The sequence below is a fragment of the Desulfonatronovibrio hydrogenovorans DSM 9292 genome (assembly GCF_000686525.1).
GTDB lineage: Bacteria > Desulfobacterota > Desulfovibrionia > Desulfovibrionales > Desulfonatronovibrionaceae > Desulfonatronovibrio > Desulfonatronovibrio hydrogenovorans.
The window spans coordinates 88,663-110,824 of record NZ_KK365986.1 but is presented as its reverse complement, the minus strand read 5'-3'; the positions used below and the strand labels follow the sequence as shown (position 1 = coordinate 110,824).

The following is a 22,162-nucleotide window of genomic DNA, read 5'->3' as shown; positions in this document are numbered from 1 at the left end:
GGGAGTAACCTCATGAGTAATCAAAAAAAATCCCTTAATCGCAGGGACTTTATCAAGGGTGCCTCAGTAGGAGCCCTGGGAGGACTATTTGCAACCATGGGTGTTTATTCGTACTCGCCCTGGCGGAAAAACCACCTGCCCGAAATTCAGAGGAGCATGACCGATATCGGGACCTGCAGGAGGGTTAAAATTACCAACATCTCTGAAACGAGCTGGTTCGACAATGCCAAGCTCATGGGAGACATCCACGGAGCAGGGGGACTGCTGGTTAACCAATATCTCTTCAATTGGCCGCCTTTTGGAGATGGGGGTCCCTTAGCCAGAGGGTCCTACCAAAAGGGCATTGAAAAGATAAAGCACCTCTTACCCCACGACCTGGATAAAGCCTGGTCCATAGCAGAGAAAAATTCCATCCACCCGGAAAATGCCGGTGGTTTTGCCGCCTTGATAGAAGTGGAAGGCATGGACGGATCCATCACTAAATATCTCCTCGATTCGGGCTGGTCATTCAAATGGATGGACGACTGCTTTAAGCGTGAAGGAGTAGACCAAATGCTGGAGGCAGGAGAGATTCAAGCCCTGTTCATTTCCCATGAACACTTTGACCACTTCTGGGGCCTGCCTGTAACCTACAAGTATGATCCTGGGATAACCACTTATATTCCTGCTGGATTTTATCCTGAGGGCCTCCAGTACATTAAAGACAGCGGACACAAAGGGGAACTCAAGACCATTCCCGCTGGGCTGCACCGAGTTCAACCGGGCATGGCCCTTTACTCCTTTGGTGTCCCCATCATCTGCCGTGTTTTCGGAGAACAGTCCCTGTACTTTAATGTCAAGGACCTGGGACTTGTTTCAGTAACCGGCTGCTGCCATCAGGGAATCATTCAGTTTGCTGATACCGCATACCGCGAACTGAAATATGAAAACGACCAGCTTCACGGAATTTACGGCGGACTGCACATATCTCCGTTTGAAGACTGGGATCCCAAATACGATGACCTGGTAATTGCCATGGAAGACTGGGGGTTTGAGAAAATCGGTTGCAACCATTGCACTGGAATAGTTACTGCCAGGAAATTTCTGGATATGGGCTATAACGTTGTGGAAGGTTCAGCCAGACACGGATCAGTAGACCCAGCCTATCTCGGCAACGGTGATGTCATTGAATTCAAGGCGTAATTAAGCCCAAAACATCCACCCTCCTGCAGGGTGTTTTTTCAATGCGATGACTTAATAATTACAATAAAGACTAAACAAAAACCCGGTCAGCCATAGGCTGGCCGGGTCTGACAAAACAATGTTAGACAACTACCCGCTATTTACCGGTAACAGACCACATCTGCCAGGTTTGCTTGAAACTTTGATCCGACAATACCATTTGACCAGATCTCGATGTGCTGAGGCTCAATGGCAGGGCATTCGTCACACCTCAAGCCATGGATACTGTTGGACTGCCAGGATAAAAGGTTACCAGGGCGTATTCGGCATAATGTTTGACCATGAAAACCCAAGACATAAATCCCATGAAGGTACCTTTTCCCTGTATTACTTTCCAAACGATGAGGATAACCTTCTGGAATTATTCCCCTTAGGCATCCTGGCCCTGGTCAAGGATACTGCTTACCAAAAAAAAATCGGCCGGTTCCCCCTGTTCAAGGATAATCTTTTTCTATTTTACATCGGGGAGCTAGCCGTTAAAGTAGAGGATTCCCTGTCTTGCCTGGAAATCACCCTTTCTTCCCTCACCCGCAGGCAGGTCCGATCAGTTGACGGCGTGGCCGTACCCGGTGGATGGCTTGTCCCTCCGAACGGCAATGAAAGTAATGTCCCTTCCTGGAGGTTAAGCTTCCGCCTGTTCAAATCCCTGGCCGCAACCGTAAGTAATGCTCTGGGAATAAGCCCTGCAATGACCAGACTATCCAACGAGCCTGGTTTCTACATGGAAATGAATCGTAAAGGAATAAAGCCTGTTCGGTCGGATCAAATACGTCAATTGTCTATAAAGCTTAATTACGGCCACAAGAAGACCGGCTCATCTGAAGATAAGAGCTGCTTCTACATACCGGCAAATTTTCAGAATCAACCCTGGAACCTCAATTTGACCGGATCCACAGTAAGTTCAGAGAAAGAGCAGGGCCAGACTGACTTCATTATCTTCAGTGGATTTCTGGGGGCTGGCAAAACCACACTGATCAAAGGCCTGCTGGAGCTGGAACAACAGAAGAATCGTCTGGTGGCGGTTATCCAGAATGAAATTGGTCAGGAGGGACTTGATGGAAAACTGATCAAGGGTGAATGCGTTGTCGAAGAGATGGACGAAGGATGCATCTGTTGCACCCTGACCGGGCAGCTCAGGCGGGGATTGAAAAAGATTATTTCTGAGCATGCTCCAAATTTGATCATCCTGGAAACTAGCGGACTGGCCAATCCAGAAAACATCATCTGTAACTTTTCCGATATAGCCGACCTGGTCAAATCTGCCCCAGTCGTTGCCGTTGTGGACGGGCTGAACTTCTGTGCAGTGACCGGTTCCAGCCGTCTTCCTTTAATGCAAATCCGGGCAGCGGACATCATAATAGTCAACAAATCAGAACTGGTGGATCACCATCAACTGGCTGACATCAAAGGTCAAATAAACCGAATAAATGCCAATGCGGAAGTTATTCTAACCGTCAAAGGGCATGCACCATGGAGAGAAATATTAAAAAAAATCAACAAAATAGCCCCGAGAGAGCAGGCCAGCCAAAAAGACATCTCCAAAAGTTCAAACATTATGCTGCCAGTATTCGGGAAAGCTACAGGTCTGGACCATCAGAAGGAAGGCTTTAAAAGCAAAACCTTCGAACTTGACCAGGCTTTGAGCAGAAAAAAAATTATGGACATCCTCACCAGTACGGCCCAACTGGCCTTTAGAGTCAAGGGAATAGTCGACCTGGAGAGCCCCCAGGGACCTCACCTGGTCCAAAAAACCGGAACACAAATCAAGGTCGAACCCTTGCCCTTTCCAAAAACACAAAAGAGGTTTCTTGTCTTCATTGGTTTCGAGGTTGATAAAATCGAGACCCTGGCTTGAATTACAAGGCACAGCACTCATGGCAACCGGATCAGACCAGGCCCGGGGTCTACGAGCAGTTCAGGCTTTTGGTACGCACAAAATCCAAAAAAACATCAAACTTCAACAAGCTGCAAAAAGAGCCATAAGGAGGCTTAAGAATAATGTATGATTTCCTGAAAAATCACTTGGCTTTTCGGTATATCGGCTGTGTTGTGATCATTCTGTTCATTTTTTTTACCGGGTTCGGGATATACCTGCACAAAACCCAGGAACAGCGAGAACTGGAAAACAACACTGCCATCAGTAAAGCATCCCTGGAAAACATCTCTCTTGCCCTCAGGGACTGGATCGAATTCCAGGTGAATCTGGTTTCGATAATTGCCAAATCCGAAGAGGTGATTAGTGCGTGCAAAAACCCGACTGATCAATTCATTGTAGCCAGAGCTCAGCAATACCTCCAGACTATTCACGACACCTACGGTTTCTACGAAAACATTCCTCTTGCTGCCCACATTCCCGGTGGTGGATCTTTTGATCTGGAGGTGGGTGGTCAGACTAGGACCATCAAAGACGGAACTTTTTTCACTGACACTGTAAATGGCAACACATTGGGCAGGGGCGGAACCCAAATGAGCTTTATCCAGGCCACCCGGCAAGGTCAGGAATACTTTATAAGTGAAGTTTACCCCAGTCTGCTCAGGGGCAATCCCATATTTGTCATAGCTGCACCGGTAGTGGACAATGGCAAGTATGTTGGAACAGCCATTCTGGCCCCTCAGATGGACTACTTTACCGACATATTCATCAGCAAGACCGGCATCGGGGAAACCGGCCATCTTTTTTTCATTGATGACCGGGGGCAATTCATCGCCCACCAGGACCAACAGATGATTTTAAACCAAGATGCCAGAACCAAGGCCGGTTTTGTAGACCGAATTCTCAAGGGGGAATACGACTTTCTTTCCGATCAAGGTACTGATCAAACCTACAGGTATCTTTCCCTGGACATCGACATCCCGCAAGAACACATCAAGCATGGGTGGACTCTCATTGCTTCACAGGCTCTTGAAGAAATCATGTCTCATGCTGACGAATCAAGAAAAAAACTGTTCTACGCAGGTATTTTTTTACTTTTGACTCTCACTGCTCTGCTCTATTTTTTGACTGATATACTTGTCACCAGACCCCTCTCCAAGGTGGTAGGTCATGCACGTGAAATAGAGCAGGGCAACCTCAACGCCCAGATGGATTTACAGCGCAGCGACGAAATCGGACTTCTGGCAGACAACCTTAAAAAAATGACCGCTCGGATCATGGAAAAGATGCAGGAGGCTGAGGAGCAGACAAACCTGGCCAAACAGGAATCAGAAAGGGCCAGGGTGGCCACGGACCAGGCCAGACAAGCCAAAGACCAGGCGGAAAAGGCCAAAAGGGAAGGGATGCTGGATGCTGCTTCCCAGCTTGAGGAAATCGTCAGTCGGGTCAGCTCGGCTTCAGAAGAGCTTTCAGCCCAGGTGGAGCAGTCCAGCCGGGGAGCTGAGGAACAGAAAAGCAGGACAACCGAGACAGCAACTGCCATGGAACAGATGAATGCCACCATTCTGGAGGTGGCCCAGAGCTCTTCCAGTGCAGCCAGTGGAGCAGACAAAGCCAGGGACGAGGCCAAGGAAGGGGCAAGAATTGTGGACGATTCCATAAAGTCCATTGCCAGGGTCCAGGAAATGTCCCGTTCAGTCAAAAACAGTCTGGATGAACTTGGCAGCCAGGCCACCCAGATCGACAGAATCATGGATGTGATTGAAGATATTGCTGACCAGACCAACCTTCTGGCCTTGAACGCTGCCATTGAGGCTGCCAGGGCTGGTGATGCAGGCCGGGGCTTTGCTGTGGTGGCTGATGAAGTGCGGAAGCTGGCTGAAAAGACCATGAATGCCACCCAGGAAGTAGACCAAGTCATTGCTTCCATTCAGAACGGAGCCAAGGCCAATATTGACGGCATGGACCGGGCTGTGGCTGCAGTTGATGAAGCCATTTCCCTGGCTGATAATTCCGGTGATGCCCTGAAAAAGATTGTTGAACTGGTGGAGGATGTGGCGGACCAGGTCAGAAACATTGCCACAGCCACAGAAGAACAGTCATCTGCCAGTGAAGAGGTTAACAGGAGCATTGAGGATATTAACCGCATTGCAGCTGAAACCGCTGATGTCATGGAGCAGTCGTCCAAAGCCATCAGCGAACTGGCCCAGCAGGCCGGTGAACTGCAGAACCTCATCCAGGAGCTCAAGAACACCAGGTAGCCTTCAGATCAGAAAACAAGCATGTCGTAAAAAGCCGGGCGATCAACCATAGGGGTTGATCGCCCGGCTTTATTGACTTGGCTGGAGCCGGGAACGGGATTTGAACCCGCTGCCTGCTGATTACGAATCAGCTGCTCTACCAACTGAGCTATCCCGGCTTATTATTCGGAAAATTCGATTATAGCCAACCATCCCGGCTGTCAAGAAGCAGCCTCTTCAACAGCCAGGTAAATCTTGTCCAGGGTAAAGGGCTTTTCCAGGATACTGACCGGCTTGATGCTTGCCGCCCATCCTGGAACCTGCTTTTTATATTCAGAAAGCCAGATACAGGGGATATCTTTGTAATTATCCAAGGCTCTCAAATAATCCGTGTCAGGCTTGCCCATGGAGCAAAGCAGGATGTCCGGAATCAGACCGTCCTGGAACCCCTTTTCCCCAGGGAGCTGAGGAAGGTGCCCTTTTTCCCTTAATATCTCTTCCAGCATGCTCCGCAGGGACTCATCCGGACACAAAAGACCAACTCTAAGCTGTTTTAGGCCAGGGTTCTCAGATGGAGTTGTCTGGACAGGATCAAGGACGATCTCGTCCAGGACTTTCTTAAATTTTCTGACTTTTTCCAGGGCTCCGGGCACTGCAGACAGCTTTCTGATCCCCTTTTCCTCAATGGTCCTGACAAGTTTTTCCGCATGTGCCAGAAGTGCTTCCAGAGATTCGCTTCCACCTGGGGAATTGCGGCGAGCAGGCGGATCAGGAGAAGCCCTTTGAATAATATTTACCAGTGACTTTTCCCAGAAGTCCCTGGGATCCACTTTAAATGTCCTGGCCCTGGGGTGGGTCACCATCAGTCCGGCTGTCCTGGAGATGGCCATTGCTCCAGGAGATACTGGATTCAATGAGACCAGGGTTTTTAATTGAGCCGAAGCTGATCTGAAGGCAGGATCATCCGGAATCCCGCCCAAAAAGGCAAGCTCCAGGTTTAAAAACTTTTTACAAGTACCGGCAAAACGGTTCATCAGCCGGTGAACGTCAAGACCTTCGGGCACCCGGTTGAACAGGAGCATGGGAACCTGATGCATGTTGTTTTGTTTGAGCACTTTGAGCAGGGCATACCCGTCGGTGACAGAAGACGGCTCAGGATTGATCACCATGATGATCTCCCGGGCAGCCAGACAGAAGGAGACAACCTGCCTGTTTATGCCCGGGGAATTATCCAGCAGGATGAAGTCATAACCTGAAAGTCCGGATAATTTTTCCAGAAAAGACTTTCTCTTTTCGACCGGAAGGTCTGCCAGAGCTGAAACTCCTGAGCCACCGGAGATCACATCAAAGCCGGGCCGGACAACGGTAATGGCTGACGAAAGGGGCTGGTTCTTGAGGACGACATCCTCCAGGGTTGCCCCGGGCTCAAGACCCAGGACCACATCAACATTGGACAGTCCAAGATCAGCATCAACAAGACAGACTTTGCCGCCCTTGCTCCACAGGCTCCAGGCCAGGTTAACCGCCAGGGTTGTCTTGCCTGCCCCGCCTTTGCCGCTGGCAATGGATATTATTCTGGTTTTTCTTCTGGTCATGACAGAACCGGTCTGATCCGGAACAAAAAAGATTGGGCTGGATGGACCCTGATCAGCCCTGCCCGGTCAGGCTGTCATTTATCTGGGCCATCAGCGTCTTGATGTGGAAAGGCTTACGCATGCATTTACAATTGCCGTGTCCCAAAGCTTCACTCATTTCTTCGTGAGAGGCCATGCCTGTGATCACAATGACTGGAAGTCGTTCATCAGCCTTCCTTATTTCCCGCAAAAGGGACAGGCCGTCCCGCATGGGCATTTTGATATCCAGCAGAAGCAGGTCAAAACGCCTGCTCAACAGTTTTTCCAGCCCCTTCTGCCCATTGTCCGCAGTTTCAACAATCATGTCCCTGTCTTCAAGGGCTTCTTTTAATACTTCCCTGATATGTTCCTCATCATCCACCACCAGCACTCTGGGCCTCATCTGCTCATTTGCGCCTGGTCCGGCAACCCGGTCCCCGGAAAAAGCCGGTCTGAGGTCAGCAATATTTACCGGAAGTTCAATATTGACCGTGGTTCCTTTACCCTGTTCACTGAAGATATCAATGCTTCCAAAATGACTGTTGATGATCCCGTAAGAAGTGGACAGTCCAAGCCCGGTCCCTTTGCCTTCCTCTTTGGTGGTAAAAAATGGATCGAAAATTTTTTTCAGGTTGTCTCTGGATATGCCCTCTCCCTGGTCCTGAACGCTGATAATCACATTTTTGCGGTCACTGGACAGGCTTGTTTTAATTTTCAGGACACCACCTTTTTTTTCCATGGCATGCTGGGCGTTTATCAACAGATTCAGAAAAACCTGCTCCAGCTGTCCTGAATCAGCTTTGAGGTGACCCACCTCCTGTTCGTAATTCTTGGCCACCTTGATGCCATGCTTTTTAAACCCGCTTTCAGTAAGTTCCAGGACCCGGTCCAGAACCTGATGAACATGGGTGTCCTGCAAAGTCGGGGGGGTGGGCCTGGCAAAATCCATTAGGTTGGAAAGTATCTTGCTGATCCTGTCGATCTGGTCGGAAATAAGTGCCAGTTCCTTTTTTCTTTTTTCATCCTTTTCCTTGAGCTGCAGAAGTTGGGCTCTGGCAGAAATAATGGCCAGAGGGTTATTGATCTCATGGGCTGCCCCGGCTGCCAGCTGACCCACTGCAGCAAGACGTTCAGTCTGCATGAGCTGAAGGTTCATCTGCCGGTTTTTCCACACGGCCTGGCTCAGTTCTTCAGACCTTCTTTCCAGCTGTTCATAAAGGGCGATCCTTTCCAGGGTGGAACCCAGGATCTGGCTCATCTGAAAAAAGACCTTGCCCTGCTGCTCATGGATGTCCTGAAAGTCCTGTCCGGGAAATACGCATAACTCTCCGAACATTCCCTCTTTAGTCCGGAAACTGAAGACATGAAACGGTGGTTGGGCATTGTAGGACTGTGATCCCTTGAATCCGCACCTTGACCTGTAACTGGAAAGAATCTTCTTGAGGTCCGCTGGAATTCTCTGGTCATCATGCTCCCAGACCGGCTGGCCCTCCTTATTCAAAAAGCAGAGGAGCCTTCTTTTACGCCCCCCTTCCATCCAGGCTACCCCTTCCAGCTCCCTTGGCTCTGGTTCCATCACATAAAAACATCCGGCCTTAATGGGTTGGAATTCGCTGAATAACCCGGCAACCTCGTCAAAAAGGGTCTGTCGATCCAGAACAGGGTTCAGCCGGAGGCTCAAGTTTCCGGCCATATCCAGAAGCTGGTTGCTCCTGGCAAGGCACCTGTTCTTGCTTTCCAGCTCCAGTCCCATATTGGAAAGCTTTTTATTTGCCTTCTGGACGACGCCCTGAAAAACAAGACTCATATCATCCTCAAGGTTAAAAAAAGCAGCTTTTTCCGAATACTCCTTTGTGGCTTCATCCATCAGCCTTTCAATATCCTGGTCTTTGAGTCCTGCCTGGGACAGAGTTCTGGCCCCGGACGAGAAGTATCCGTTACCTGAAGGACAATCACAGAATATATCGTGGGCCAGCCTGTTGGCGGCCATCACCAGACTGAGGAGTCTTTTGTTTCCAGTGGGCACGTCACTGGCTTCAAAGTGATGATGAAACCAGATGCAGTCAATGATAAATCCGGGTAAATTCCACTGTCTGGCCAGGGTCATGCCTACCAGGCAGTGGTTGGTGTCCAGGATCTCCTGTTCAGCCTCCATCCAGCTGATGTCCCTTTTTTTTCTTTCCTGCTCAATACTCAGATGACTGTCTGGAAAGACCTCCATTATCACAGCCTTGCCGATATCATGTAAAAGGGCCGCCACAAAAGCTGCTTCCTGAAGATGGGGATAAGTCACCCTGGATGCGCTTCTTGCAATCACAGCAGCAAGCAGACTATGAGCCCAGAGCTGACTGGCGTCTTTGTTGATTTCCTGACTGTTGGCGGACAGGTGGTCCCTGAACATCACTCCCAGAAGTGCACACCGGACCTGGTTAAGCCCGGCCAGGGCCATGGCCTGCCTCACAGTGGCTACTTTTTCCATAAGTCCAGTGCGGGCATTGTTGACCAGTCTGAGAATGCTGGCGGTAAGGACCGGATCTGACTCAATGATCCTGCCCAAATTTTCCAGGTCAGCATCATCCCTGAGAGAAAGGGTCAGGGCCTTGACTCCTACCGGCGGAATCACGGGCAGATCTTCAATTTTTTTAATCAAGTCCCGCATGCCGGAGCCAGTGACCACCTGTGTCAGCCCTGAACCAGAACTGTCTTCAAACATCTGAGCTCTCCCGGATTGATCATCCATCCAAGACGGTTAGGCAACAGATCATTGCCAAAAGAATTCCTTGATTTATGATTGAAAATCAGGCTTTGATTTTTTTGCCCCGTAAAACAAATTCAAGACAAAGTAAATACAACCCAAGCAACATGAACTGGTGCCTCTACGACCATATGGCCGACATGGGTATTCAAGGCCAGGGGGCAAATCCGGAAACAGCTTTTGCCAATGCTGTCCTGGCTTTGAATGCCATAGTTACGGATCTGGACGTGATATCTCCAGATATGGTCCTGACCGTTACCTGCCAGGAACAGGACCTGGAGCTCCTTTTCTTTGATTTCATCAATGAGGTAATTTTTCTCATATCCTCCCGGAAGATGCTCTTTTCCCGGGCCAGGGTCCGGATCAATGGTCCCCATCTCAAAGCCTGGCTTTACGGCCAGCGGATTGATCCGGATAAACATGATCCAGCTGTTGAAATCAAAGGGGCCAGTTTCAACGGTCTTATGGTTCAACCCAATGAGCAGGGGGTCTGGGTTGCCAGATGCATTGTTGATGTTTAGTGTTTGACTTTGTTTGGACTGAAAACTAGGTATAAGTATCCAGGAATAGATCAGCCATGAACACAAGCCGCTTGCAGAAAATCGCACCCCATATCTTTCAGGTGGAGCCTGAAGGTCGAATGCGGGTTCCGGCTCTTTTTTTCGCAGATAAAGACCTGCTTGAGGGTATGGATGACAAAGTTCTGGACCAGCTGACCAATGTCGCCTCTCTTCCTGGAATTTCTGTCCCGGCCATGGCCATGCCCGATGCGCACTGGGGTTACGGTTTTCCCATTGGAGGAGTTGGAGCCTTTGATCCGGAACTGGACGGGGTAATCTCTGCAGGAGGTGTTGGTTTTGATATTGCCTGCGGAGTGAGGACGATCGTTACAGGAATCCATAAGCAGGAAATCCTGAACAATCAAAAAACGCTGGCTGATCGGCTCTTTCAAAGCATTCCAGCAGGCCTGGGATCAACCGGAAGCATAAAAATTGCCGGAAAAGAAATGGACCGCATGCTTTCCAGAGGGGCTGAATGGGCGATAAAAAAAGGCTTTGGCCGAAAAAAAGACCTGGAAAGGATGGAGGACCGCGGTACTGCTCCAGGAGCCAGACCGGAATTTGTTTCAGACAAGGCCAGAAAAAGACAGGAAAATGAAATGGGCACACTGGGTTCGGGCAACCACTACCTGGAAGTCCAGAGTATTGACGAGATATTTGACAGACAAAAGGCTGACCTTTTCGGCCTGAAAAAAGACGATGTGGTAATCAGTATTCATTGCGGTTCCAGGGGACTCGGCCATCAGGTGGCAACTGATTATATGCGGACCATGGTTGCTGAGGCAGCCAGGAATAAAATTCACCTTCCGGACAGGGATCTTGCCTGGGCCAGGATCAATTCCAGGGTAGGTCAGGAATATCTGGGAGCCATGCGAGCGGCCATGAACTGCGCCATGGCCAACAGACAGATTATCACCCACCTGGTCAGGGAGACCATTACCCCTATCTTCCCGGATGCCTGCCTTGATCTTTTGTACGATGTTTCCCACAATACCTGTCGTGAAGAATATCATACTGTAGACAATAAAAAGACAAGACTCTTTGTCCACCGGAAAGGGGCCACCAGAGCCCTGGGTCCTGGCAACCCTGAACTGCCTCTGGACTTTATGGAGGCTGGCCAGCCTGTGCTCATTGGCGGGAGCATGGGAACATCTTCTTTCATCCTGGTGGGCACGGCCAGAGGTATGGAGCTGAGCCTTGGCTCTGCCTGCCATGGCGCCGGACGGTCCATGAGCAGAAAGCAGGCCGAAAAGAGATTCAGACGAGCTGGAATCATTGATCAACTGATGGCCCAGGGCATTGAAATTCGGGGACACTCATTCCGGGGACTGGCTGAGGAAGCTCCTCAAGCCTACAAGGATGTTAACCGGGTTGTCCAGGTCACCCATGATGCCGGGCTGGCCGCCCAGGTCGCCCGTTTAAGTCCGCTCATCTGCATAAAAGGGTAAGGGACATCGCTGTGGATGTTTACGCCTGCATTGCTGAGGAAAAAATCCGACAAGCCATGGCCGAAGGAGCCTTTGAGCATCTTTGCGGCCACGGAAGGCCACTGGACCTCAAAGATGAAAGTCACATTCCTGAAGATCTGCGCATGGCTTACAAGATCTTAAAGAATGCCGGCTACCTGCCCAGGGAGGTCGAGCTGCAAAAGCAGATCAGTTCAACCCGGGATCTTTTGAAAAGCTGCCGGGATGAACAGGAGAAAATCAAGCAGCTGCAAAAGCTGAATCTGCTGGTGACCAGGATGAACATGCAAAGAAAGGTTCCGGTCAACCTGGAGGAAAACCAGGCTTATTTTGAAAAGGTCGTCAACAGGGTTAAAATTAAGTCAAAATAATTTTTTCTTTAAACTAAGCTAAACCGTCCCGGTCCTCTGGGCCGGGGCATAAAAAACAAGGAGTATTATTGATGTCAAAGGTTAGTGACGGAAGCAAGGTCAAGGTTCATTACACCGGGAAGCTGAACGACGGAACGGTTTTTGATACATCCAAAGACAGGGAACCCCTGGAATTCACCGTTGGCCAGGGACAGGTCATCCAGGGATTTGAGGAAGCCGTGCGGGGAATGGAGACAGGCGACAGTAAAAGCGTGACCATTAATTGCGATCAGGCTTACGGCCAGCGCAGAGAAGACATGGTGCTTGAAGTGCCCAGGGACAAGTTTCCCTCTGAAATACCCCAGAATGTTGGGCAGCAGCTGATGCTCAGACACCCTGAAGGTCAAGAATTCCCGGCTTTTATTGTTGAAGTCAAGGATGAGACCATCACCCTGGACGCCAACCATCCCCTGGCTGGTGAAGACTTGAACTTTGAAATAGAGCTGGTTCAGCAGTAAGACACATCACAGATCAGGCTGCAGGGCTAATCCGCAGGAGTATCTGCGTCAGATGCCTGCAGCCTGAGCTGCTTTTTGAGGTAATCCAGCTGCCCTGAAAACTTCAGCATGTCCCACAGCCCACCCAGAAGGACTATTCATTTATTCTGGTTACCTCGACCACTTCCTTAAGTTTGCGCACCCTTCCTATACTGGAATAAAGATGAGCAGAGTCATTGACCATGATGGTGAAGACGAGTTCGCTCTTGCCATCAACATTGGACTTGAAAGTGCCTGAATCAATGTTCACGTCCTCCTTGGTCAATAAGGTGCTTATCTTGGCCAGGACTCCCTTCTTATTTTGACAGATGATCTTGATCTTGGCCGGGAAAGACTTGTCCATCTCACTTTCCCAGAAGACCTCGATCTTCCTTTCCGGCTCCATTTCATGGACATTGTGACAATTGGCCGTGTGAATGGTCACTCCTCTGCCCCTGCTGATGTAGCCGATGATGGGATCTCCCGGCAGGGGATTGCAGCACTGGGCAAAACGGACCAGGACATCTCCCACTCCCTTGATCCTGACTCCCTCTTTTTTGGCTGCGGCCTGCTGGATTTTTTCTTCGGCCCGGACCTGTTCAGCCTGAATTTCTTCCTGCTGCCTGGCTTCATCTTCCTTGGGAAGGAGACGGTTCAATACCTGCCTGGGAGTAATCCGGGCATACCCGATGGCGGACAGGAGATCATCCTCTGAATGAAATGAATACTCAGCAGCTATATCCTTTAAAAGCCCCTGCTTGAAGACCTGGTTTATGTTTACACCCAGCTTGCGGCCTTCCTTTTCCAGGACCTCCCTGGCCAGGCCTATGCTCTGCTGACGCTCCTCGTTGCGGATCCAGTGTTTGATCCTGGTCCTGGCTTTGGCAGTCTTGACCAGCTTGAGCCAGTCCCGACTGGGATGTCGGTTGGGGTCTGTGATGATCTCAACAGTATCACCGTTTTTGAGCTTGGTATTCAGGGGAACCAGTTTGCCGTTGACCCTGGCTCCGGAACAGCGGTCTCCAACTTCAGAATGAATCAGATAGGCAAAATCAATGGGCGTGGCACCTTCAGGCAGCTCCTTGACCTGTCCCCTGGGTGTAAACACATAAACTTCGTCCTCAAACAGATCAAAACGAAGAGAGGCCATGAATTCCCTGGGATCTTTCAGTTCCTCCTGCCAGTCCAGGATCTGCCGCAGCCAGCTGAACCTCTCGGCATCCTTTTCATTGAGCTTGCCGTCTTCCTTATATTTCCAATGTGAGGCCACCCCGAATTCAGCCATTTTGTGCATCTCATCGGTCCGGATCTGGATCTCGATCCTTTCACCGTCCGGGCCGATGACCGTGGTATGCAGGCTCTGATACATATTGGCCTTGGGCATGGAAATATAATCCTTGAACCGGCCCGGAACCGGTTTCCAGATGGAATGAACCAGACCCAGTACAGCATAGCAGCTCTTGATGCTGTCAACTATGACTCTGAAGGCGATGACATCGTGGACCTGATCCAGGGTCAGACCCTGCTGAAGCATTTTGTGATATACGCTGTAGATATGTTTGAGTCTGCCGTATACCTTGCCATCAATGGTATTTTTCTCCAGGACCTCGCTGATGAGTTTGCAGACCTTCTGAATATACCGGTCTCCCACGAATTCATGCTTTTTCAGCCCGTCCTGAATCTGATAGTATACATCCGGCTTCAGATATTTGAGGCTCAGGTCCTCCAGCCTGATCTTGATCCTGTAAAGCCCCAGCCGGTTGGCCAGAGGAGCATAAATGTCCATGGTTTCCTGGGCCACCATCTTCTGCTTGATGGTTTTCTGAAAATCCAGGGTATTCATGTTGTGCAGCCGGTCAGCCAGCTTGACCATGATCACCCGGATATCGTCGGCCATGGCCAGGATCATCTTGCGGATGTTTTCCGCCTGGGCCTCCTCCTTGGACTCAAAACTCATCTTGCCGATTTTGGTCACCCCATCCACGATCTTGGTGACATCAGCCCCAAACTGCTCATTGATTTCTTCAAGACTGGCCCTGGTATCCTCAACAGTGTCGTGGAGCAGGCCGGCAGCAATGGTTGAAGCGTCCAGATGCATGTCTGTCAGGATGTTGGCCACTTCCAGGGGATGGGAAAGGTAGGGTTCGCCACTCAGACGGATTTGTCCGGCATGAGCGGCAGCAGAAAAGACATACGCCTTCTGAATCAGGGCCTGATCAGGCCCTGACAGATACAGCGAGGCCTTGTCCAGTATCTCATTAATCCTGATCATTTTTCCTGACCATGAGGTAGACATTGGCCCGGTCTTTCATTCTTCCTGCCAGGGATTCGGCCTTTGGCCCGAATCCACAGAAGAGATCGAGGTGCCTGCCCCGGATGGCTCCTCCGGTGTCCTGGGCCAGGACCGGGCCGGTAACCTGAGTCTCCTGCTCCAGGTATTCCGGCAAAACTGCATCCAGGATCATAACCGATCCCCAGGGAATGACTGCAGGATCACTGGCTACACTGACATATGGAGTCAGGATCTGCCCGGTGGAACCCTTGGGGCCGTGATCTTCAAGCCGGAAAAAAATATAACTGGGATTCTCAGCCATCAGAACAGGGGCGATGTCAGGGTGTTCGCCAAGGACCCTGCGGATGGACTGCATGGTTACTTCTTCAGGCTCCAGGTATCCCCTGTCAGCCAGGACCCGCCCCAGAGCCACATATTGCAGCCCGTTTCTACCCGCATAAAGGACGTGTTCATAGCGGCCATCACCATACCGGAGACGGCCTGATCCCTGGATGTGCAGAAAGAATAGATCCACCATTTCCCTGACCCAGGCGATTTCAAGATCCCTGTCTTTCAAGGCTCCAAGAAGATCTATGTCTTTCCGGTCATGATAGGGCTCAACCGTTCCGTTTTCCAGACGATAGACCAGGGTCTGGCCCTGCCATCTGGGATGAAACCGGCCCAGGTTCAAGGTCTTGAGATCATCGGGCAGAGCATAGACCGGATAAGGATATTCAGGGTGGGCCTCCCTGGAGGCCTCAAGCAATGGTTCGTAATACCCGGTCAGCAGGATATCCGGATCCAGTGCATAAAAATCAAAAAAATACTCCAGTATCCCGGGATTGCGGTCAATGTCAGGCAGCAGAAACAGCAGTGTTTCCAGAGTCTCATTGATGTCTTTCCATTTGAGGCACAAGCCAGGAACACAGACTGCCCGGGCATCCATATCCCTGGTCCGGACATATCGAAGACTGCGCTTCAAAGGCGTTTCCAGCTCCTTCCAGCTGTCAAGACCCTGGGCCGTCAGCCCCTTTTCCAGGACCTCCATCACTTTGGCTGGATCCGCTGGAACAAAGATATCCATTACCGGTTCAGGCTCAGGCTCTGGAATCATGACCGGTTCTCTGGGAGCGCAGCTTAAAATAGCTGAAAGACTTAAACCAATAATCAGCCCAAAAAGATGGTTCTTCATGGTGGAAGGTTCAAATACCATAGCTGGTCACCCTGCCGTTTTCTCTTTCAATATTGGCGTCAAAAAACTTTCCAACACCATATTCCCTGCGCCGGAAAAACTTTTCCGGGCTGGGGCCAATGATCTGCATCTCAGGATTTTTTGTCTGCACTTCCAGGGCGATATGCATTTCCTTGGTGCAGCCGGTGGAATAGGTGGCATCTTTTCCAGCCCAGATGGGCGGAACTTTTTTACCCATCAACTCGAAACTCTTTTCAATATCGGCTACACTCTGGAAGCGCCAGACATCTATGAGTCCGCTGCGCTGGACCATCTCCCACATGAACATCAGATCATCCCCGTCCATGCCGTGCTCAAAGTGCTCAGCCGGATTAACAATGAAGGTCTGATCCATGCGTTCCCGCATATAACTGACAAACTGATTGATCACCTCAATGGCCGTGCTGGTTTGTCCTGGAATGCTCCCGATGATGGCACTGTAGAACAGAACTCTTTGTCCTTCCATCCTGGCTCGGAGCATGCTCTTTTTGATCTCTTCAGCCTTGATAACAATCTCCTTTTCAATGAACTTGCGGACCTCAGGGCTTTTTTTCTTGAAACGGAAATGGACCTCTCCCTGCTCATCCCGGTAAAAAGCCAGAATATCCCTTGTAAACAGGTAGCTGTTCTGAATAAGTCTTCTGAAGTTGCCGTTTCCCTTGGCAATGACCAGATCAGACTCTTTCCAGGCTCTGGCAAAGGTTATGCTGGTCCGGTAGAGGTTCATCCTCTCCCTGGTCCCGTCGGAGATGACCAGCAGTCTGTTCTCTCTTTGCTTTTTTAAAAAATCCTTTTTGGATATCTGGCTGTCCTGAACCAGGCTGGCCTCATTGAGCGCTCCGGCCAGGACCGGATCACCATCCAGATCCCACAAAGTAGGATACTTGAAGTAAAAGCCTTCCTTAAGGGCCAAAACGACTTTATGACCAAGTCTTATCAAAGCCTGGATGATCTTAAGGTCAAACATTATTCCACCGGCGCTGTCCGGCAGATACAGGATTTTATAGCTGTAGACGTTGTCCGGACCGAAAAGATCGGTCATGACTGTCTCGAACCCGTCCCACTGTCTGCCAATCTCCTTTTCCACCAGGGTTGATCCCGGAGAAAAGTCATCCTGATTCCAGATTTCGGACCAGGTGGAAAGACAGAAAAAGCGTCTCAACTCCATGAGATCCAGTTCCCACCGCAGGTCCTGAATTTTTTCGCAGCCCATGGTGGAATCCGGGCAGGAACTGATGAACCTGTAAAATACATGGGTATTCATGAACTCAAGGGCTCTGCGATTGCACCTGGACTTTTCCTCCAGATAAGGATCCTGAAGGGCGTTCTGACTGAGAAAAATATCCAGCATCCTTTTCAGGAGCCTCGAAGGAATCATAAAAGGAGAGTAAAGGGCCTTTTGAAAAAGATGTTTGCACAGGGACACGACCTTTTTGCGGACGTATGTTTCTCCTGAAGAGGAGTGGATAAGGCTGACCACTCTTTTCCAGTTTTCTATATACTCATCTTTGAGTTCCCTGGTCATCCTGCCCTTGAGGAGATTGTCGAACATCCAGTCCGTACACGGGGCAAAAACCTGATTTTCCTTGAGATCGACCATAAATCTGAGTTGTTCTGCAGAAGCGTTGACCTTGGGATTGACCAAGTGTTCAATATTATTCTCCAGCATAAAATGCAAAAGCCAGGCATCCAGATACGGATCACGACCTGTGTGGATGCCTGAAGAAGAGGAAATGTTGGGGAGCTTGCTCAATTGCTATCTCCTTTTAATAAATCTCTTGGCCACCAGCTTGGACATAAAGGTGTGGCCGGAATAACTCAACAGCTTGAAATCCTTGTTGTAACGTGAGATCCTGAGCCTGTCGCCCTGCTTAAACCTGAATCCAGCCTGACCGTCCACAGTCACATATGCATCAGCCTCTGCCCCTGAAACCCAGGTCAGCACAGGCTCGGAACACGGCAGAACCACCGGCTTGAAGTCGTGCAGAAAAGGACAGATGGGAGTAATGATCATGGCATCCAGATCCGGATGGACCAAAGGCCCTCCAGCTGAAACAGAGTAAGCAGTGGAACCGGTCGGCGTGGAAAAAATCATCCCGTCGGATCTGATACTCTGCCTGACTTTTCCGGGCAGATCCAGCTCAACACATATCAGCCTGGCCATTTCGCCCCTGTTCACCACTATCTCGTTTATGGCGCAACCCCTGGCTGCAACCTTGTCATCACTAATCAGTTCATAGCCCAGGACCACCCTTTCCGACACATGGGAAGATCCTGACAGGACTTCAGCCAGCTGCTCCTTCCAGGAAACAGGAGAAATCTCGGCCAGGAAACCAACCTTGCCCAGGTTGACCCCGATAAAGGGAATATCCATGTCCAGCATAGTCCGGGCCTGGCTAAGTATGGTTCCATCTCCCCCCAGAACGATTATCAGATCAGCCCTCTGCCGGCTTTGGTCCGAACAGGACTCCAGTTCTTTTGAAGGAAGATCCACCCGGATCCCGTTTTCCTCAAGCCAGGCCCTGATTTTTAATGAAAGGGCAAAGGCTTCCCTGCTTCTGTTTTTGGTGGTAAGAATTACTGAAGTTATGGTCATAAAAGCCCGGACAGCTATTTGTTATTAATGAATAATCAGACCCTGGCCGGAATTGATCCAGACCAGGGTTGAGCCCTGTTCAATAAAAAAAGAGGAATCCACCTGCAGATACTCCTCAAAATCCCCGGAAAAACCTCAGCATCCGGGCATTTCATTTGTTTAGCCAAGAACACACCTTGATTCAAGAAGAAGTTTAAACAGGAAAATTCAGGTCATGAAAAAATACGGCTAAAGTATTTTTAGTAATCATCCGATAAGTTCGACTGAAGAGGCTTAAAATGACCATAAATCCCACCCTGGTTAAAAACGTGCTTAAAACTTATGACCGCCAACTGGTCAATGGACGCAGGCTTGCCCGGCTGTCCAGGTATATTAGTGTAAGCACCGGGGAGACGGCTGATGCTGACTCCAGAGAAACCAAGAGAAGAAGACTGGTGGAGAGGGTCGCCCGGGAAATAGTTGAAAACCTCATCACTTCAGACAGCAGAAATCCCATGGTCGAGGAGATCAAGACGGACTTGAACCAGGAGCTGGATACAGAGCTGATATTTCATTATCCACCATCGGGTGAAGAAATGAAGATACTGAAGACGGGCAAGGATGGCCCAGAAGAATTGACCTCCAGGCAACGGGAGGCGGTCATGGGCAAGCTATGGGAAATGACATTGAAAAAAGTTAATGATACAATGCTTTGACAATATGACCTTCTAAAAGTTTTTTTCTTTTTTATCCTCGGGATAAGAGCTTATTTTCCTTGATCATTTACAAAAGGATGCATATTTTGCACTACAAATTGCTGGCAGTATCTGGCATTAAGACCTTAAGATCAGGTCCAGATGTCCGATATAAAGGGTACAAAGCAATGAGTTTTGGAGGCTCTGATGCAGATTAAAGGATTACTCACCGGACTGCAGACATACGAACAGTCAAAAATAGATAAGAATAAGACCGGCAAAGGTTCTGACGGTTCCAGGACCGGTTCCTCATCGGACAAAGTAACCCTTTCAGAAGGGGCAAAGCTTTACCGGTCAGGACTTGAACAGGCCCTGACCGCCGACGAAGTAAGGTCGGAAAAAATCGAGGAACTCAAGGCCCAGATCAAGGATGGAACTTATCAACCGGATTCCCGGAGGATAGCTGAAAAGATGATTCGGGAAGACATGGAAGGCTGGTTCTCCAGGTCATGACTTTTTTCCTATCCCGCCGTTGATTTGATGCAATTCTGACAGGACAATCTTTGTCTTCATTTCCGGATCGCTCTGGGCGATCTGCATTCCCATTCTTCTGGATATATTGATGACTATGGGGCCGGTCATGTTCAGGGTGGCCTTTTCCGGACAACCCTGGGGAATGGTCATGGTGACCATGATGGCCAGATCAGAGGCCTTGGGATTCTGCAGTATCCGCTCTTCAGTTCTGCCCAGATGGACCTGGTAGTCGGATATAAAGGCAAAGGGATCAGCCACCAGCAAACCCAGCCTTGAATTTTCCAGATTCTGGAGCAGATAGAATGGAGAATCGGGCTTGATCTGCAGCAGAACAAAATCCTTGGCCCGCTCCATACCGATGAGTCCCCGGGGAAAGTGGATCGATTTTTGTTCATCCACAAGGATCTGACCCAGCCTTGAATTTATCTTTCTTTGTTCTTTCTTGTCCATATATTTGCCGCAGCTACGAGATCCTGGGTACATGTCCTGACGGCCATCTCGTTTTCCTGTTGAATTCTCTTAAATACCTCTTCCCGGTACACAGGGATGTCGTCAGGGACTTCAATCCCCACCTTGACCTGTTTTCCCCTGATTCCCAGAATGGATATGACAATATCGTCGCCCAGATGTATGCTTTCACCCAGGCGGCGTGACAATATGAGCATCAGCTTGATCTGTTCCTTAGTTTATTATATAAGCTGAAAACCTTGTCTTCAGCCCTCTGCCGGTCAGTCTGAGCCGGGTTTAAATATGATTTACCAGGCTCATGCGCATGATGGTCGAAGATGACCTGAGGACTGCTTCGTAGACTATCTGCTGGTTGGCCAGCTTGGTCATGAGCTCAGGCACGTCAATATCTTCAATCTTACTTTTGCGCTCCCTTTCATTAATCACCAGACCGGACAGCACGCTTTCCGAGATGAACAGCCTGTTCTCCCTTGCCCCCACACTCGCAAGCTGACTGTTTATATGCTTGAGGCATTCATCAATATCTTCCAGGGACTGCTGGATCCCGGCCTGATTATTTGTTTCCAGGTAGCCGATGAGTTCTCCCAGGGTTTCAAAGACATTGCCCGGACCTTCCACCCCCTTGTCTCCTGGTCCAGAGTATATTCCCCCGAACACATCCTTTCCCACATGGTTGACCTGGATGCTTTCACCAGGGGAAATCTCTATATTGATGGCTGCCCGGTGGGGACGGACAAGCAGCTGATCCCCCGCGCTCAGTTCACCACCTGCCACGTCCACTTCCACCCTGCCCCCAGGGACCAGAAACCTTGCCTCGTCTCCGTCCATTACGGTGGAATTACCTGTATTCCAGGTGTAACCACCGTCAAGGCTGTAGGAATAGGTGACATCACTGCCGTCCACAGCATCGATCCTGACAGTGACATCCTTGGCAAAGGAACCTATGGCCTGGACATCACCCTGAATATCCTGGGCGTACAGGGAAACCGTGTTTACATCCTGATCATCGCCCAGGTATTTTGCTGTGGGTCTGACCCAGAGCCAGGTCCCGGATGTGTCGTTGGTGTCGTCTCCATCATTGGCTTCTACAGAGTATCCACTGGCCAGCTGAACAACTACTCCGTCCAGATCCAGTTCATCATCTCCTGCGGCAAGGGTGGTCTGGGTCCAGGTCTTGCCGCCATCTGTTGAATAACGATAGTCCAGATCATCTGTACCCACTGCCCCGTCATCCAGAAACTGGACAAGGACAGTGCCTCCGGTTTTGCCGGTTACGGAAACCACATCCCCGTCATTCAGATCCTTGTTGCTGGAAACTCCCATGGCCGGTTCAAAGGCTGATCCGTCAACCTTGTGTCCGGCAAAAATAGCCTTGCCTTCGTACTTGGTATTGGACAGGGTCATCATCTGATCATAGAGCTGCCACGCCTCATAGGACAGGATCTCCCGCTGTTCCTCACTGAGGGTTCCGGTTGCTCCCTGCTCAGCCAGTTCCTTGGCCCTGATCAGGACATTATTGACCTGCATCAGGGTTTCATCAGCCAGGCCCAGCCAGCCCTTGGCAGTATCCACATTGTCCTGGTACTGATTCAAAGACGATATGGAATCCCGGTATCCAAGAATCCTGGCCGTTCCTATGGGATCGTCCGACGGCCTGTTCACTTTCTTCTGGCTGGAGGCCTGCATGTTGAGCTGCATCAGCTTGTATGTAGCATTATTCATATTGCTGACAAAATTTCCATACAGCATGTTCTGGGTGACTCGCATGTCCTT

Annotated in this window: 18 protein-coding genes and 1 tRNA gene; 9 read left to right on the top strand and 10 right to left on the bottom strand. The window is 50.0% G+C overall.

Annotated features, from left to right (window positions below; translation table 11 throughout):
• Positions 1-12: 12 nt before the first annotated feature.
• The 3 genes from P771_RS0115135 (at position 13) to P771_RS17930 (ending at position 5,355) form a co-directional block, all read left to right on the top strand.
• Positions 13-1,182, top strand: coding sequence for a twin-arginine translocation signal domain-containing protein (locus P771_RS0115135; RefSeq protein WP_028575793.1), 1,170 nt, complete (start codon positions 13-15; stop codon positions 1,180-1,182).
• A gap of 310 nt (positions 1,183-1,492) precedes the next feature.
• On the top strand, positions 1,493-3,076 hold the full coding sequence (locus P771_RS0115130; RefSeq protein WP_028575792.1) for a CobW family GTP-binding protein: 1,584 nt from the start codon (positions 1,493-1,495) through the stop codon (positions 3,074-3,076).
• Positions 3,077-3,219: 143 nt separating this feature from the next.
• Complete coding sequence (locus tag P771_RS17930; protein ID WP_051617454.1) at positions 3,220-5,355, top strand: methyl-accepting chemotaxis protein; 2,136 nt, start codon at positions 3,220-3,222, stop codon at positions 5,353-5,355.
• Between the two features lie 82 nt (positions 5,356-5,437).
• On the opposite strand, the gene P771_RS0115115 is transcribed toward P771_RS17930, so the two are convergent.
• From P771_RS0115115 to P771_RS0115105, 3 genes are all read right to left on the bottom strand, one after another.
• Positions 5,438-5,513 (bottom strand) — tRNA-Thr (locus P771_RS0115115).
• A 42-nt stretch (positions 5,514-5,555) separates the two neighbouring features.
• Positions 5,556-6,929 (bottom strand): AAA family ATPase, encoded by a 1,374-nt coding sequence (locus P771_RS18555; RefSeq protein ID WP_051617451.1) that lies wholly within the window; start codon positions 6,927-6,929, stop codon positions 5,556-5,558.
• Positions 6,930-6,981: 52 nt separating this feature from the next.
• Positions 6,982-9,660, bottom strand: coding sequence for an HDOD domain-containing protein (locus tag P771_RS0115105; protein WP_028575791.1), 2,679 nt, complete (start codon positions 9,658-9,660; stop codon positions 6,982-6,984).
• Between the two features lie 149 nt (positions 9,661-9,809).
• On the opposite strand from P771_RS0115105, the gene P771_RS0115100 reads away from it, so the two are divergent.
• The 4 genes from P771_RS0115100 (at position 9,810) to P771_RS0115085 (ending at position 12,596) form a co-directional block, all read left to right on the top strand.
• Positions 9,810-10,223, top strand: coding sequence for an archease (locus P771_RS0115100; RefSeq protein ID WP_028575790.1), 414 nt, complete (start codon positions 9,810-9,812; stop codon positions 10,221-10,223).
• A gap of 56 nt (positions 10,224-10,279) precedes the next feature.
• Positions 10,280-11,710 carry an RtcB family protein gene (locus P771_RS0115095; protein WP_028575789.1) on the top strand — a complete coding sequence of 477 codons (1,431 nt, stop codon included), beginning with the start codon at positions 10,280-10,282 and terminating at the stop codon, positions 11,708-11,710.
• 11 nt (positions 11,711-11,721) lie between these two features.
• Positions 11,722-12,099, top strand: coding sequence for a DnaJ family domain-containing protein (locus P771_RS0115090; RefSeq protein ID WP_028575788.1), 378 nt, complete (start codon positions 11,722-11,724; stop codon positions 12,097-12,099).
• Between the two features lie 71 nt (positions 12,100-12,170).
• On the top strand, positions 12,171-12,596 hold the full coding sequence (locus tag P771_RS0115085) for an FKBP-type peptidyl-prolyl cis-trans isomerase (protein WP_028575787.1): 426 nt from the start codon (positions 12,171-12,173) through the stop codon (positions 12,594-12,596).
• 133 nt (positions 12,597-12,729) lie between these two features.
• Here P771_RS0115085 and P771_RS0115075 read toward each other — a convergent pair whose 3' ends face one another.
• The 4 genes from P771_RS0115075 to P771_RS17920 are packed head-to-tail and all read right to left on the bottom strand — an operon-like array spanning position 12,730 to position 18,713.
• Positions 12,730-14,886 (bottom strand): RelA/SpoT family protein, encoded by a 2,157-nt coding sequence (locus tag P771_RS0115075; protein WP_028575786.1) that lies wholly within the window; start codon positions 14,884-14,886, stop codon positions 12,730-12,732.
• On the bottom strand, positions 14,873-16,099 hold the full coding sequence (locus tag P771_RS0115070; protein WP_028575785.1) for an MltA domain-containing protein: 1,227 nt from the start codon (positions 16,097-16,099) through the stop codon (positions 14,873-14,875). Before P771_RS0115070 ends, P771_RS0115075 begins: the two co-directional genes overlap by 14 nt.
• Positions 16,089-17,870, bottom strand: a complete 1,782-nt coding sequence (locus P771_RS0115065) for an ARMT1-like domain-containing protein (RefSeq protein WP_028575784.1) — start codon at positions 17,868-17,870, stop codon at positions 16,089-16,091. The genes P771_RS0115070 and P771_RS0115065 overlap by 11 nt, the downstream gene beginning before the upstream one ends.
• 3 nt (positions 17,871-17,873) lie before the next feature.
• Positions 17,874-18,713, bottom strand: coding sequence for an NAD(+)/NADH kinase (locus P771_RS17920; RefSeq protein ID WP_051617445.1), 840 nt, complete (start codon positions 18,711-18,713; stop codon positions 17,874-17,876).
• 278 nt (positions 18,714-18,991) lie between these two features.
• Here P771_RS17920 and P771_RS0115050 point away from each other — a divergent pair, with 278 nt between their 5' ends.
• The gene (locus tag P771_RS0115050) at positions 18,992-19,408 is read left to right on the top strand and encodes a DVU0524 family FlgM-associated protein (RefSeq protein ID WP_028575783.1); all 417 of its coding nucleotides are present in this window, start codon (positions 18,992-18,994) and stop codon (positions 19,406-19,408) included.
• Positions 19,409-19,594: 186 nt separating this feature from the next.
• The gene (flgM, locus tag P771_RS0115045) at positions 19,595-19,900 is read left to right on the top strand and encodes a flagellar biosynthesis anti-sigma factor FlgM (RefSeq protein ID WP_028575782.1); all 306 of its coding nucleotides are present in this window, start codon (positions 19,595-19,597) and stop codon (positions 19,898-19,900) included.
• Here flgM and fliW read toward each other — a convergent pair.
• From fliW to flgL, 3 genes are all read right to left on the bottom strand, one after another.
• A complete protein-coding gene (fliW, locus tag P771_RS17915; protein WP_035244796.1) occupies positions 19,895-20,371 on the bottom strand; it encodes a flagellar assembly protein FliW in 477 nt (158 codons plus the stop codon). The two genes, flgM and fliW, sit on opposite strands and share 6 nt — an antisense overlap.
• On the bottom strand, positions 20,344-20,586 hold the full coding sequence (csrA, locus tag P771_RS0115035) for a carbon storage regulator CsrA (protein WP_028575781.1): 243 nt from the start codon (positions 20,584-20,586) through the stop codon (positions 20,344-20,346). Before csrA ends, fliW begins: the two co-directional genes overlap by 28 nt.
• A 79-nt stretch (positions 20,587-20,665) precedes the next feature.
• Positions 20,666-22,156 (bottom strand): flagellar hook-associated protein FlgL, encoded by a 1,491-nt coding sequence (gene flgL, locus P771_RS0115030; RefSeq protein ID WP_028575780.1) that lies wholly within the window; start codon positions 22,154-22,156, stop codon positions 20,666-20,668.
• Positions 22,157-22,162: the final 6 nt, after the last annotated feature.

Bases quoted from the DNA above. Each gene is read 5' to 3' on its own strand.
- P771_RS0115135 (WP_028575793.1), top strand. From the start codon at position 13: ATGAGTAATCAAAAAAAATCCCTTAATCGCAGGGACTTTATCAAGGGT.
- P771_RS0115130 (WP_028575792.1), top strand. From the start codon at position 1,493: ATGTTTGACCATGAAAACCCAAGACATAAATCCCATGAAGGTACCTTT.
- P771_RS17930 (WP_051617454.1), top strand. From the start codon at position 3,220: ATGTATGATTTCCTGAAAAATCACTTGGCTTTTCGGTATATCGGCTGT.
- P771_RS18555 (WP_051617451.1), bottom strand. From the start codon at position 6,929: ATGACCAGAAGAAAAACCAGAATAATATCCATTGCCAGCGGCAAAGGC.
- P771_RS0115105 (WP_028575791.1), bottom strand. From the start codon at position 9,660: ATGTTTGAAGACAGTTCTGGTTCAGGGCTGACACAGGTGGTCACTGGC.
- P771_RS0115100 (WP_028575790.1), top strand. From the start codon at position 9,810: ATGAACTGGTGCCTCTACGACCATATGGCCGACATGGGTATTCAAGGC.
- P771_RS0115095 (WP_028575789.1), top strand. From the start codon at position 10,280: ATGAACACAAGCCGCTTGCAGAAAATCGCACCCCATATCTTTCAGGTG.
- P771_RS0115085 (WP_028575787.1), top strand. From the start codon at position 12,171: ATGTCAAAGGTTAGTGACGGAAGCAAGGTCAAGGTTCATTACACCGGG.
- P771_RS0115075 (WP_028575786.1), bottom strand. From the start codon at position 14,886: ATGATCAGGATTAATGAGATACTGGACAAGGCCTCGCTGTATCTGTCA.
- P771_RS0115070 (WP_028575785.1), bottom strand. From the start codon at position 16,099: ATGGTATTTGAACCTTCCACCATGAAGAACCATCTTTTTGGGCTGATT.
- P771_RS17920 (WP_051617445.1), bottom strand. From the start codon at position 18,713: ATGACCATAACTTCAGTAATTCTTACCACCAAAAACAGAAGCAGGGAA.
- P771_RS0115050 (WP_028575783.1), top strand. From the start codon at position 18,992: ATGACCATAAATCCCACCCTGGTTAAAAACGTGCTTAAAACTTATGAC.
- flgM (WP_028575782.1), top strand. From the start codon at position 19,595: ATGCAGATTAAAGGATTACTCACCGGACTGCAGACATACGAACAGTCA.
- fliW (WP_035244796.1), bottom strand. From the start codon at position 20,371: ATGGACAAGAAAGAACAAAGAAAGATAAATTCAAGGCTGGGTCAGATC.
- csrA (WP_028575781.1), bottom strand. From the start codon at position 20,586: ATGCTCATATTGTCACGCCGCCTGGGTGAAAGCATACATCTGGGCGAC.
- flgL (WP_028575780.1), bottom strand. From the start codon at position 22,156: ATGCGAGTCACCCAGAACATGCTGTATGGAAATTTTGTCAGCAATATG.